Source organism: Sebaldella termitidis ATCC 33386 (genome assembly GCF_000024405.1).
GTDB classification, from domain to species: Bacteria; Fusobacteriota; Fusobacteriia; order Fusobacteriales; family Leptotrichiaceae; genus Sebaldella; species Sebaldella termitidis.
Map to the genome: position 1 here is coordinate 3,564,605 of NC_013517.1, position 12,404 is coordinate 3,577,008.

Below are 12,404 nucleotides of genomic sequence, written 5' to 3' on the forward strand. Positions count from 1 at the left end.
TATTTTTTCTAAATAACTGTATAAATATTATTTTACCCTGTCTATTACCATTTTTATCTTAGCCGGCAACCCGTGCAGCTGTCTTTTTGGTACACTGCATATTGCTATTCTGAGACCTTTTTCCAGTATTACAGTGAAAATATTTTCTTTTTGAAGCTCAAGTCCTATTTTTTCAGTATCATCACCAAGAGGAACAGTTATAAAAAAACCTCCTCTGTATGTGCACATAGGAATCCCCTCTTCTTTTGCCTCTTTTATAAAAATATCAGCTCTTTCTTTCATTAGCCCGACATATTCATTTCTTTCTTTTTTCAATTTATCAAAAAGCTCAGGATTAGATACTATATCAGAAAAAAGTCTCATCCCTCCTCTTGATATATTAGACCATCTGCTGCGGCATGAAAATTCATTTGCCCGTTTGAAGTCATCTGTTACTTTTTTGCTTGATGACAGTGCAAGCTGTGCTCCCACTCTCAGTCCGTATTCAGTGAAGGCCTTGGAAATACTAAAAGCAAAAATCACAAGAACATTTTCGGGAAGCCCCTTAAAATATTCCATATATTCTCTTGCTCCTTTTTCTCCCCTAAAATCATAATCTATATAAGCTATATCATTCAAAAGAATAATATCCCCTTTTAAAGCTGTTTTTATAAAAAAATCACGCAGTTCTTTCCATTCATCCATAGAAAGTGAATATCCCGTTGGATTATGACATGGATCATTTATTATAGCAAGAACTTTACCCTGTTCTTCTATTATTTTTTCTGCTTTCTGCTCAAAATCAGCAGTATTAAATGCCCCGTTTTCGTCAAAAAGGCTGTAAAGCTCGTATTTTACACCGAATTCTTCTGACATAATCTTATATGACTCCCACATCCAGTCGGGTATTAGTATTTTCTCTCCTTTATCCACATAATTCCAGATAGTATTGCTTACGGCACCGCTTCCTCCGGGAGTAGCGACAGCGTCTATAAAGGAATCTTTGAACTCTTCCCCGTAATTTTTCCCCAAAACTACTTCTTTTACACACTCCAGATATTTCGGATCTCCGGAAAATGAACTGGCATAAGCTGCTATTTCATTGTCGGGAAGATTTTTATAAACTTCCGATACTGTCTTAAAATTAACAAACTGAGCATCTTCATTGCATAAAACACCTATTGTGGCATCTATTACATTCTCCTGCCCGAATTTTTCCTTTGCTTCTTTTGCTTTAGCCACCACAGTAAATACCTTATCCACAATGGACTTATCTTTTGAATGATTTGCTAACACCTTTCTTCACCTACTTTATATTAATCTATGCTTACTTTATTTTTTCCATTCTCTTTATCATATCAGGATAATAATTCTCCATAAGATCAGTAAATAATTCCTTTGTAATTTTCGGAGTCTCCTCTATTATCTTTTTCCCTGCCGGAGTTTTATAAAAATTCAGAATATCGTCTATTTCCTGCTCTGTAAAATGCCTGTCATAAAGCTCGGCCTGTTTATTCAGTACATAATCCATCATTGACTGCATCTCTTTCTGCATCGCAGCTTTCTGATTTTTTGATAATTTCATACTATCTGTATCATTTAGTATCATTTCCGACATTTCATTTGTTGCTGCCTGAATATCCATTACCTGAAATAATTCTTTTATTTTTTTCTGCTTTGGCGTTTCAGCGGAAAAAACTGTTATGTTTATTGTGAATACTAACATTGTAATAATAAATAATTTTTTCATATGCTCACTCCTTATTTATTTTATAGTTATGAAATAATTATATCACAAATACATAATTTTTATAATTATTTCTCTTTTATTCTTTCCACCCTTTCAGTGAACTTTCCCTCATCTGTGTTCTTCCTCTGTAGTCTGTTTTATAATAGTCAGAATTTATTGCTGCTTCAAAGCTTCCATACACAGGATTCGGAATAATGAAATATTTTTTCCCGAATTCTTTCGAAAGCTCGTCTACTTTCCTTCTCCGCTCTTCTGCTGTAGCCCCTGCATCAATAAAATCGTTTATATCATCTCCCAGATAAGCTGCGACATGATAATCCTTCTCTATCTGGTTTCTTCTCGATTCCTTACTGGATTCTCCTGTTTTCATTATAAGATGTTTATTATCTGCCTTGAATTTTTCTTTCAAAAGATTATCAAGTGTATTTTTTCTTTCAGCCTCTTTTCTGTTCGTTATATAAAATACTTCTCCGCCGTTTTCATATATAAAATTCACAAAATCAACAGCTCCCGGCATAGCAGCGGCTTTTTCCGCCTTTCTCCACTCATCCCATGCTTTCGGAGAAAAATTTTTCCCTTCTTTTATATATTCAGCCTGAGTATAAATATTATCCAGTACTGTTTCATCAATATCCACAATAACTGCAAGTTTTTTTTCATAGTTCTTACTTTTTTCTTCAATAAATCTACTCTTTGCAAAATTAAATACCTGATATACAGAGGCCCTGTATTCTGCCGAAGTCTGCATCCATACTGTTCCCAAAACTGTCTGCTGTGACTGGAGACTCTCATAAGTCATTTGTACAGTATCTGTATCTGCGCTTCCTGCATGTATAATTCCCGTGAATATTACTATTATATATATACACAATAATTTTCTAAAACTTTTCATTTTTTCTCCCCTTTTTCTGCTATACTTCAAAAAATACTTTTATCAGCTCTTTTAAGGAATATAAATCATCTCTGCCGCATAGCTCTCTCACAGAATGCATTGCGAGCATAGGTATCCCCAAATCTACCGAATCTGTTTCCAGATGTGTCGATGATATCGGCCCAATGGTAGAGCCTCCCGCCTCTTTTGAATTATTAACAAAATCCTGTGTTTTTATATCTTTTCCCTCTATTATCTGCTTTATTACAGATATCGAAAATCCGTCAGATGTATATTTTTGGTTGGCACTTATTTTAAACACTACTCCCTGATTCAGAGAAGGCTTATTTGTGGGATCCATTTTACCAGTAAATCCCGGATGTGCCGCATGTGCTCCGTCAGCTGATATTAAAAAAGAGTTATTTACGGCTGTTAAAAAATCTCCTCTGTTCATTCCCAACGCTATATATATTCTTTCCATATAATTCATCAGATAATTGGAATCTGCCCCCTGCTTCGTGGAGCTTCCCACCTCTTCATTATCAAAGCCGACAAAGATATTTATACCCTTATTAACATGTCTGCTTTCTATAACAGCACGAAGCCCTGTATAAACCGATGCCAGATTATCTATTTTCGGTGCAGAAACAAATTCATTTTCCGCTCCGAGCAGAGTTCCCTTTTCATAAGCATATACGTATAAATCAAAGTCCAGAATATCTTTTTTATCTATATTACTCTCTTTTGAAACCAGATTTATAAGAAAATCTTCTTTTTCAAATGCTTCATTTATTAAGCCTATTACAGGAAGCACATCATTTTGTCTGTCTATTTCTACACCCTGATTAACACTTCTGTTTTGATGAATTGCCAGATTTGGTATTGTCATAAGCGGTCTGTCTATATTTATATATACAGTTTCAGGTCTGAAAATATTATCTGTTTTCAAAATGACCCTTCCTGCTATGGACAAAGGTCTGTCAAACCATGTACTCAGGATAGGTCCTCCATATACCTCAGTATTCAGTCTTATTATATTTTCCACTGTCATCTCAGGATTTGGTTTTATTCTAAAACACGGAGAATCAGTATGAGATCCTGCTATCCGAAATCCGCATTCTGTGCTGATTTCTTCGCCCACTGTAAAAGCCATGATTGTAGAGCTGGTTTTCTTTATATAATACTTTCCGTTTTTTTCCAGCTTCCATTCCTTAGAAGGGTCAAGTCTTATGAAGCCGTTTTTTTCCAGCATATCTGAACAGTTTTTTACTGCATGGTAAGTACTCGGGCTTTTATCAATAAAATCTATAAATTCTTCTGCAAATACTTTTTTCATCTAATCATCCTTTCGTTTTTCCATAACTTTTGTATTCTTTTTATAGTATAGACTTCTCTTCGTTTTGTGTCAAATAAAAATTGTTCCTGTTTAAAAAATAATTTTAATATAAAAGCTGCCCCTTTATCAGAGACAGCCTTCACTTAGCGTAATATTTCATTTATAATCGGTCAAATGTAACATTACACTAGATTTTTAGTACTTCAACTGTAATATTTCCCATGAATTCCTTCACGTCTTCCGGAATTACCCTTCCTGTTTCCATACTTTGTGCATTTGACATACCGCATGCCATGGATAATTTCAGTATTTCGTTTAATTCCAGACCGTCATCCAGACCCTTCGCAAAACCTGCCACAGAAGAATCACCGGAACCCACGGTATTATGTATTTTGATTTTTGGAATCGTAATTTTCAAAATCTCCTCACCAAAATATATTGCTCCTTCTCCGCCCAGAGATACAAGTACATTTTGTGCACCAAGATTTTTGAGTTTTTCTACTGCTTTTTTTATTTTATCTCTTCCGTCTATTGACTCTCCCAGAACATACTCCAGTTCATCAAAATTCGGCTTTATGAGATAAGGCTTTCCTTTCACACCTTCCAGCAGTGATTTTCCGCTGGTATCCAATATTACCTTTTTGCCTTTTCTGTTTACCAGTTCTACCAGCTTCTGGTAATATCCGGCATCCATCCCCTTGGGAAGGCTTCCTGACATTGTTATTACGTCTGATTTTTCCACCAGCTCCATTAATTTTTTTTCAAAGGCTCTCAGATCAGAATCAGTCAGTTCTTCTCCTGATTCCAGAATTTCAGTTTCCGAATGCTTTGCTAAAACTGCAATACATACTCTTGTTTCAGCAGAAGATACATAGAATTCCTCTTTTATATCCATTTTTTTCAGATTTTCCTGTATCCATTCTCCGTTTTTCCCGCCTATTATTCCTGTGGCAACGACATCAGCACCCATCTGTCTTAGTACCTTTGTTACATTCAGACCTTTTCCGCCGGGACTTTTTATAGTCTTTTCGGCTCTGAAAAGTCTTCCTTCCTTAAAGTCTTCTATAAAATATCTTGTATCTATAGCCGGATTTAATGTTACTGTAGTAATCATCTTCTCCTCCTTTAATATCTGTGTTCACTCATACACATTTTTATTTTTTCGGCTACCACTAATTTCATGGCTTTTTTAGCCGGTTCCATATACTTTCTCGGATCATTTGCATCTCTGTGCTCTTCCAGATATTTTCTCAATTCACCCGAAAAAGGCATTTTCAGCTCAGTTGCTATATTTACCTTACAGATTCCCAGTTCTATAGTTTTTCTTACATCATCAAAGGCTACACCCGAAGCTCCGTGAAGTACCAGCGGAATAGAAACCACCTTCTTTATTTCCGCAAGTCTTTCAAAATCCAGTTTTGGTTCGCTTTTATACAGACCATGTGCAGTACCTATTGCTACTGCCAGTGAATCTATTCCCGTTCTGTCCACATACTCTTTCGCAGAATCAGGATTAGTGTACATAGAGTCCTTCTCATCAACTACAAGGTCGTCTTCCTGTCCCCCGAGTCTTCCCAGCTCTGCTTCTACCGTAACATCATATCTGTGTGCATAGGCTACGACTTCTTTTACTACTGCTATATTTTCATCAAACTGATGGTGAGATGCATCTATCATTACGGATTTTGTTCCCAGATCAATGGATTTTTTTATATCCTCCACTACTTCATGATGATCCAGATGAAGTGCTATAGGTATATCATATTTTTTAGCAGCTGTTTCAATTATTGCCTGTGCATAATCTCTTCCTGCATAATCAAATGTTCCCGGAGTTCCTGCCAGTATTACAGCCGATCTTAGTTCAGCAGCTGTTTCTACTATTACCTGAATTGTTTCAAGGTTATGAAAATTAAATGCAGGAACCGCATATCTTTCTCTCTGTGCTTTTAACAGCATTTCTCTTGTACTTACTATCATTCGCTTTCTCCTACCTTTACCATAATTTTTCCTCCTAATGTTCTCCCTTTTATCTCTTCCAGTCTCTCACAGAATTCTTCCATAGAAACAGTGGCTCCGATTAATTTATCAATCTTAACAAGACCCTCATCAAAAAGTCTTATTGCCTCTGTCCACTCTTTTCCCGGAAACGGCTTGGAATAATTCATCCATGAACCTTTTATTGTAAGTTCTTTTCTGTTTATTAATTCAAAATCCTTATATTCAAATGTCAGTGTACTATGCGGAGTTCCTATGTATAAAAGCTCTCCTTTTCCTGCGGCAAGTTTTAGAATTAATACAAAACTCGGATTCGCTCCTGATGTTTCTATCATTATATCATATTTATCGTATTCATTCTCTATATCTTTTTTAGCTACATTATGTACTTCGTCTGCCCCCAGTTCTTTCGCAGCTTCAAGATTTTTTTCATTTATATCAAAGGCTGAAACCAGCTCTGCTCCATATGCTTTCGCACACTGAACTGCCAGAAGCCCCATTGTTCCCACTCCGATAATCCCCACTTTTTTACCTTTTACCTCTTTATTCAAAAGACCAAGTCCGTGTAATACAACTGTTATAGGCTCAAAAAATGCACCCTGAAGCAGATCAAATTTTTCCGGAAGTTTTTGAAGATTTATTTCAGGTATTTTTACATATTCTTCCATTCCGCCGTTTTCTCTCGAACCGATAAATCCATAATTTTTACACAGAGAATAATTCCCTTCATCACATGCTTCACATTTAAAACAAGGTTTTAACGGAATACAGCTTACTTTGTCCCCGACTGCCAGTTTATGAACTTTTTCACCAACTTTTTCCACTACTCCTGAAAACTCATGACCCAAAACTACAGGAAAAAATTTTGCCTGATGCTCAAACATTCTCGGAAAATCCGAACCGCAAAGTCCTGAATACACTACCTTTACCAATACATCATCACCGGTTGTATTTTCCGGTTTCTCTAAATCAATTACCCCGAGTTTTTCATTTTCCAATACTGCTAATGCTTTCAAATTATGTCACTCTCCTATTCTGGTATATAAATTTAACAGGCTGTATAAAAATAGAGTTACTTTTTATACATAATACCGGTAATGTAAAACAGATAATTTATAATACCCGGCATTAATTTATAAAATCTATTTTGATACAGCTCTTATTTGCTTAGTTTATTTAATTAAGCTTTTGCTCCTTGTAATTCTGCTTTTTCCTGTTTCTGAAGTGCTTTATATCTTCTGTATGTCATTGCTATTCCTATAAAATATATTACTGCTATTACTAATAATCCCACTACATTTGTTCTCTGGAAAATCTGTACCATCAGATATGTAATCGGTGATCCGCCCTGATCCAGTGATCCTACTAAATCTTTTCCTCCGAGCATATTTGCATTTTTAGCAAGTATTGTCTGTAATTCCACTGTCTGATTAGATATCCATATTGTAATAAACATAATGAATGAACCTGATATCAGCGTTCTGAAAATATTTCCGTGATGAATTGCCACAGCCATAGCTATAAAGAATCCGATTGTTGCCAGATCCCCGAAAGGCAGTACTCTGTTACCAAATGTTATTGATCCTATCGCAGCTATTATTACTGTTAACGGGATAAATAACAGCCCTGCAGAAATTACGTTTGCATCTCCCAGTAATAGCGCCGGATCAAGCCCGATAAGAAATTCTCCTCCGCCGAATTTTGCAGATAATTTTTCTCTTGCAGCTTCTGATATTGGTAATAAACCTTCCATAATAGGTTTTATTACTTTTGGCATCAGATACATAACAGCTGATACTGATACTGAAAGCTGCAGTACTTGTTTTGGTCCGTATCCTGCAAGAATCCCTACTATTAATCCTAATATAAACCCTACTATTATAGGCTGTCCGAATGCCCCTAATTTTTTCTCAAGTTTCTCAGTATCAATGTCTATTTTATTTATTCCCGGTATTTTATCAAGAATAGCATCCACTATTACTGCAAATGGTGCGCAGTAAGCTGATGTCCCGTGTGGCACGGCAATTCCTTCCAGTCCGAAATAATCTCTTGTATCATACTGAAACCAATCCCCGAACTTATACGAAAATACGGCATGTACTACTACTCCCAGTATTCCCAGCCAGTAATTTCCTGTAACTATATGTACCAATGCCCCTGTAAAAGTCATATGCCAGATATTCCAGATATCCACATTTACTACTCTTGTCATTTTTAGGGCAAGCATTATAAGATTTACTAAAATTGCCACCGGTATTGCTACTATGGCTATTTTTGACGCCCATGTCATCGGTGCAGTTCCCGGCCATCCAAGATCAATTACAGTAAGATTCAGACCAAAATTCTGTGCCATCTGCTCTGCAGCAGGCCCTAATGTATCTCTCATCAGTGTAATTACTATTCCAATCCCGATAAATCCTATTCCTATCATAAGCCCGGCATTAAAGGCCTTTCCTAGTTTTAATCCTAAACATAATGCAAAAATAATTATTACCAGCGGCAGCATTACTGCTGGTCCTAAATCCAATATATATTGTATTGGCGGTGTTATCATATTTAAAAAGTTATCCATGTTATAAACTCCTCCTAGTTTATTATTAAATTAAATTTTGTTTTAGTATTGTCATTACTTCTTCTACATCGTTAGAATCATAGATTTTTTTCAAAACATCTTCTTTTTGGTACAGCTCTACTAATTTCATCAAAAAATCCAGATGTTTTTCAGAATCCTTTACAATCAGTCCGAATATAATCTTGGAATTCACTATTCCGTCATCCTCGGCATTCTCGAATTCTACCCCTTTTTTGGTAGTCACTACAAACATTGCATTGTCATTCACATGCTTTGCTTCCACGTGCGGCATTGCCACCTGCATATATCCGAGATCAATTCCTGTAGGAAAGCTCTCCTCTCTTTTCAGTATCTCTTCAATGTAAGCCGGCTTTACCATTCCTTTTTCTATTAATACTGTTCCAATTTCATTAAACATTTCTTCTCTGTCGGAAAAATCCCTGTTCAAATAAATGAGATCCCCGTAAAAATTCATTTCTATTCTGATCACTCTCCTGTTTATTTTAATATTTCAAGTATTTTTGCCTTTAATGCATCCTGATTTATTCCTGAAATAAATCCCATTACATGGACAACAGGAACACTTCCCATATCTTTTGAAAATTTTGAAGTAGTTGCTATTAATGCTGCACCGTCAGCATAAGATTCTATTTCGTTTATTCTGCACTGAACCAGATCTATAGCTATTCCGTTTTCCTCACATAACTGTTTGATTTTGTTTGCTGCCACAGTTGATGTTGCTACTGCACCTCCGCAGGCTACTATTACCTTTTTCATTTCTTTACCTCCACTATATATTTATTATTTTTGTTATTTTTTTGTAGTCTTTCATTATATCCGGCTTCAAATTCCCGTCTGTTATTATTCCGTCAAGATCTTCCACCTTAAAAAACGAATAAAAAGCTTCTCTGTTAAACTTTGAACTGTCCAGAAGCAGGAATCTTTCTTTTGCATTTTCCAGCACTATCTGCTGTATCAGACCCTCGTCATAATTGGATATTGTTACTTTGTTTCCGCTTACTCCGTTTGCTCCTATAAAACATTTATCCACATTTATCTTACTTATAGAATCCAGAAAATAATCAGGAATAATTGCTTCTGTTTTTCTTCTCAGCCTTCCCCCTGTTACAATGAAGTCTAAGTCCAGATGCGAGTACTTTACCATTACAGAATAAGAATTAGTTACCACTGTTACATTTTTTGCTTTTATAAATTCAGGAATTCTTTCTGTTGTTGTTCCCGGTGCTATAAATACCGTTTCACCGTCCTGTATATAAGAAGCTGCTATTTTGGCAATATGCTCTTTTTCTTTCATATACTTTACTTTTCTGTCATCATAAAGTTTTTCCTGCTGAATTTTCTTTATACTTTTTGCTCCTCCGTGAATTCTGATAAGCAGTTTTTTATCTTCAAGGTATTTTAGATCACGCCTTATTGTCATTTCAGTTACATTCAGTTCTTCTGTTAATTCCAGAGTCGATACTATACCTTTTTCCTTTACCTTGCTTAATATCACCTCTATTCTTTGGTCTTTCATAAGTTTCCCTCCTTTTTGTTTCCAAATGTTTTAAAATGTTTTATTTTGTTCGTTATAATTATAACTCATTTTTTTATTTTGTCAATAGTTATTCTAAAAAAAATTTCTACCCTGAAAAAACATAGCTAAAATAAAGACTTTTCCACATTTTCGTTTTTGTTGGTTTTTGTTTCTTTATTTGATTTTTCTATTTTTATTTCAAATTTCTACAAAAAATTTTTTTTAGATATACAGTTTTTTTATTATATTTCATGTTTATTTTATTTTTGAAATATGGTAGTATTTATAAAATAAATGTAAATTAAGGATAACCAATATGATCAATACTGATAAAAACAATAGTTTTATTTATGAATCAAAAATAGAATCTTTATCTTTTCTAAAAGATCTGGCGCTTATATTTGCCAAACCCGCTGCTGTTGTGTACACTGCATTAGTTTTACTCTTCGCCTTCTTAGAACAGGGTATAAATAAAATAGTATTTTTAGTGCCTCTGCTTATTCTGTCAGCAGTCTTTTTAATTATTATTCTGATGCTTTTTATTATGTTTATCTGGGAAGCTTTGTTTTCACCATATAAAATTTTTGCTGAAGACGGGTGTCTGATCTGTAAATTTTTCTTCAAAAAAATATTAGTCATAAATACAAAGGATATCCTTTTTGTAAAACGTCATAAAGGTCACAGCAAAGGCAGAGGTGCTTTTTATAAAAATAAATACACTCTGTTTTTGAAAAATGGAAAAAAATATATGATAAATTGTTTTATATTCAGAAACAGCAGCGACATAAGTTTTTTCTTTACAAATATCACAAAATCATACAATAAAAAATATATAAAACATATCTCCGATGAAAAAAACACTTTTCCTGAAATATTTCATAAAGATATCTATTGTTTTTATATACTGAAAAACAGCCTTGTAATTCTTTTGGTTTTGTGCCTGATAGTATTATTTATTTATTTTATTTTTACCCGGATATTCCTTGCCGCAATTTTTACATTTGCTGTTTTGGCCGCAATACCTGCTGTTCCGGTAAAAATAATAATGAATATTAAAGAGAAAACTGTTATACTAAAATCATTTTGCGGAATAAAGATTCACAGAATCTGCTTTCATGAAATAAACCGGATTATCATCAGCAATAACCTTAATATATCTGTTACTGCCATGTTTAATGATAAAAACAAAAAACAGAAAATTTTTTTATTATCTCCATATAAATCAAAATACAGAGATCAGATTTTTAAAATATTACATATAATTTTTAAAAATAAAATATCATTCGATCTGACTGGCGATGAAGCTCTAATTTCAAACAAGGTAAAATTATAAAATAAATATTCATGTATAATTGCTCAGAAAGGCAGGAATTATGAAAAGAAAAGCAGAAACATCTGATTATAATTTCAAAAGAGACAGACCTTTTCCATTTTTAAAAGGTGTAATAAAATATTTATTATTCATATATATTATATTTTTTATAATTTTTTCTTTTCTGGAAAAAGGTATAACAGAAATTTCGGCTGTAATCCCGTTTATTCCTGTCATCGGCTTATTCTTCATCAGCATTTTTCAGTTAATCTGGCATTTTATTTTTTCTCCGCCGGAAATTACTTTTTCCAAAAATACTGTCTGCTGGAAAACCAACACCCGAAAACAAATTCTGATAAACTTTTCGGATATCCTGTATGTAAAAAACGGGATCAGTCACAGTAGATTTAACGGTACTTATTATAATGACAAATATTATATATTTCTGAAAAACGGAAAAAAATATAAATTAGATTTCTTTTTGTTTGCAAACAAATATTCTATTGACAAAATGATAATGAATATTACCAAAATCTATAATGAAAACTCTGTGAAATATATCAGGAAAAACACTGGAACTTTTTTTAAAATCTATAATGAAGATAAGTATATTTTTTATACTGCTAAATATAAACTGAAATTATTACTGGGAATAGCATTTTTTATACTATTTATTATTTTATTAATTTATAAAATATTTTTTATTGGAATGATTTCGCTTGCTTTATCTGTCTTTTTACTGGCTGTACCTGTAAAAACAATACTTAATCTAAAAAACAGAGATATAGCATTCCAAAATATTTTTGGTTATAAAACAGCAGATATTTATTCCCGTAAAACCAAAAAACTTATATTTAACAATAAATTCAGCATCAATATCTCAATGAATCCAAATGACCCCAGGCAAAGATACAGAAGTTTTTCTCTTGAAGCCTATAATATTCAGGACAGAAAAAAAATTATTGAAATATTATGCTTGATTTTTGAAAATAAAATTGAATTTAATTTTGACGGAAAAGAACCGTTTTTGTAATTTGCCAGTATAAAAAAAG

At 33.7% G+C, this 12,404-nt stretch carries 13 protein-coding genes; 2 read left to right on the forward strand and 11 right to left on the reverse strand.

All coding sequences use genetic code 11. The features are described from left to right. Positions 1-27: 27 nt before the first annotated feature. From STERM_RS16680 to STERM_RS16730, 11 genes are all read right to left on the reverse strand, one after another. Positions 28-1,275 (reverse strand): pyridoxal phosphate-dependent aminotransferase, encoded by a 1,248-nt coding sequence (locus tag STERM_RS16680; protein ID WP_012862799.1) that lies wholly within the window; start codon positions 1,273-1,275, stop codon positions 28-30. A gap of 31 nt (positions 1,276-1,306) precedes the next feature. Further along, positions 1,307-1,729 carry a DUF2059 domain-containing protein gene (locus STERM_RS21415; protein ID WP_012862800.1) on the reverse strand — a complete coding sequence of 141 codons (423 nt, stop codon included), beginning with the start codon at positions 1,727-1,729 and terminating at the stop codon, positions 1,307-1,309. A gap of 76 nt (positions 1,730-1,805) precedes the next feature. Then, on the reverse strand, positions 1,806-2,621 hold the full coding sequence (locus tag STERM_RS16690) for a 5'-nucleotidase, lipoprotein e(P4) family (protein WP_012862801.1): 816 nt from the start codon (positions 2,619-2,621) through the stop codon (positions 1,806-1,808). 19 nt (positions 2,622-2,640) lie between these two features. Continuing rightward, a complete protein-coding gene (locus tag STERM_RS16695) occupies positions 2,641-3,936 on the reverse strand; it encodes a M18 family aminopeptidase (RefSeq protein WP_012862802.1) in 1,296 nt (431 codons plus the stop codon). A 187-nt stretch (positions 3,937-4,123) separates the two neighbouring features. Then, a complete protein-coding gene (gene pfkB, locus STERM_RS16700; RefSeq protein ID WP_012862803.1) occupies positions 4,124-5,050 on the reverse strand; it encodes a 1-phosphofructokinase in 927 nt (308 codons plus the stop codon). 11 nt (positions 5,051-5,061) lie between these two features. Next, positions 5,062-5,913: a tagatose bisphosphate family class II aldolase gene (locus STERM_RS16705; RefSeq protein WP_012862804.1), complete on the reverse strand. Its 852-nt coding sequence runs from the start codon at positions 5,911-5,913 to the stop codon at positions 5,062-5,064. Next, positions 5,910-6,947: a galactitol-1-phosphate 5-dehydrogenase gene (locus STERM_RS16710; RefSeq protein WP_012862805.1), complete on the reverse strand. Its 1,038-nt coding sequence runs from the start codon at positions 6,945-6,947 to the stop codon at positions 5,910-5,912. Before STERM_RS16710 ends, STERM_RS16705 begins: the two co-directional genes overlap by 4 nt. Before the next feature lie 164 nt (positions 6,948-7,111). Further along, positions 7,112-8,503, reverse strand: coding sequence for a PTS galactitol transporter subunit IIC (locus tag STERM_RS16715; RefSeq protein WP_012862806.1), 1,392 nt, complete (start codon positions 8,501-8,503; stop codon positions 7,112-7,114). A gap of 25 nt (positions 8,504-8,528) precedes the next feature. Beyond that, positions 8,529-8,993 carry a PTS sugar transporter subunit IIA gene (locus STERM_RS16720; RefSeq protein ID WP_147289493.1) on the reverse strand — a complete coding sequence of 155 codons (465 nt, stop codon included), beginning with the start codon at positions 8,991-8,993 and terminating at the stop codon, positions 8,529-8,531. An 8-nt stretch (positions 8,994-9,001) separates the two neighbouring features. After that, a complete protein-coding gene (gene gatB, locus STERM_RS16725; RefSeq protein ID WP_012862808.1) occupies positions 9,002-9,280 on the reverse strand; it encodes a PTS galactitol transporter subunit IIB in 279 nt (92 codons plus the stop codon). A gap of 13 nt (positions 9,281-9,293) precedes the next feature. Beyond that, the gene (locus tag STERM_RS16730; RefSeq protein WP_012862809.1) at positions 9,294-10,040 is read right to left on the reverse strand and encodes a DeoR/GlpR family DNA-binding transcription regulator; all 747 of its coding nucleotides are present in this window, start codon (positions 10,038-10,040) and stop codon (positions 9,294-9,296) included. Between the two features lie 316 nt (positions 10,041-10,356). Between STERM_RS16730 and STERM_RS16735 the strand changes: the two genes are divergently transcribed. Both STERM_RS16735 and STERM_RS16740 read left to right on the forward strand, forming a co-directional pair. Then, positions 10,357-11,373, forward strand: a complete 1,017-nt coding sequence (locus STERM_RS16735; RefSeq protein WP_012862810.1) for a hypothetical protein — start codon at positions 10,357-10,359, stop codon at positions 11,371-11,373. Positions 11,374-11,413: 40 nt separating this feature from the next. Next, positions 11,414-12,385: a hypothetical protein gene (locus STERM_RS16740; RefSeq protein ID WP_012862811.1), complete on the forward strand. Its 972-nt coding sequence runs from the start codon at positions 11,414-11,416 to the stop codon at positions 12,383-12,385. Positions 12,386-12,404: the final 19 nt, after the last annotated feature.

What these genes read in the sequence shown, in the direction of transcription:
- STERM_RS21415 (WP_012862800.1), bottom strand. Translation starts at nt 1,729, where the DNA reads ATGAAAAAATTATTTATTATTACAATGTTAGTATTCACAATAAACATA.
- STERM_RS16690 (WP_012862801.1), bottom strand. Translation starts at nt 2,621, where the DNA reads ATGAAAAGTTTTAGAAAATTATTGTGTATATATATAATAGTAATATTC.
- STERM_RS16695 (WP_012862802.1), bottom strand. Translation starts at nt 3,936, where the DNA reads ATGAAAAAAGTATTTGCAGAAGAATTTATAGATTTTATTGATAAAAGC.
- pfkB (WP_012862803.1), bottom strand. Translation starts at nt 5,050, where the DNA reads ATGATTACTACAGTAACATTAAATCCGGCTATAGATACAAGATATTTT.
- STERM_RS16705 (WP_012862804.1), bottom strand. Translation starts at nt 5,913, where the DNA reads ATGATAGTAAGTACAAGAGAAATGCTGTTAAAAGCACAGAGAGAAAGA.
- STERM_RS16715 (WP_012862806.1), bottom strand. Translation starts at nt 8,503, where the DNA reads ATGGATAACTTTTTAAATATGATAACACCGCCAATACAATATATATTG.
- gatB (WP_012862808.1), bottom strand. Translation starts at nt 9,280, where the DNA reads ATGAAAAAGGTAATAGTAGCCTGCGGAGGTGCAGTAGCAACATCAACT.
- STERM_RS16730 (WP_012862809.1), bottom strand. Translation starts at nt 10,040, where the DNA reads ATGAAAGACCAAAGAATAGAGGTGATATTAAGCAAGGTAAAGGAAAAA.
- STERM_RS16735 (WP_012862810.1), top strand. Translation starts at nt 10,357, where the DNA reads ATGATCAATACTGATAAAAACAATAGTTTTATTTATGAATCAAAAATA.
- STERM_RS16740 (WP_012862811.1), top strand. Translation starts at nt 11,414, where the DNA reads ATGAAAAGAAAAGCAGAAACATCTGATTATAATTTCAAAAGAGACAGA.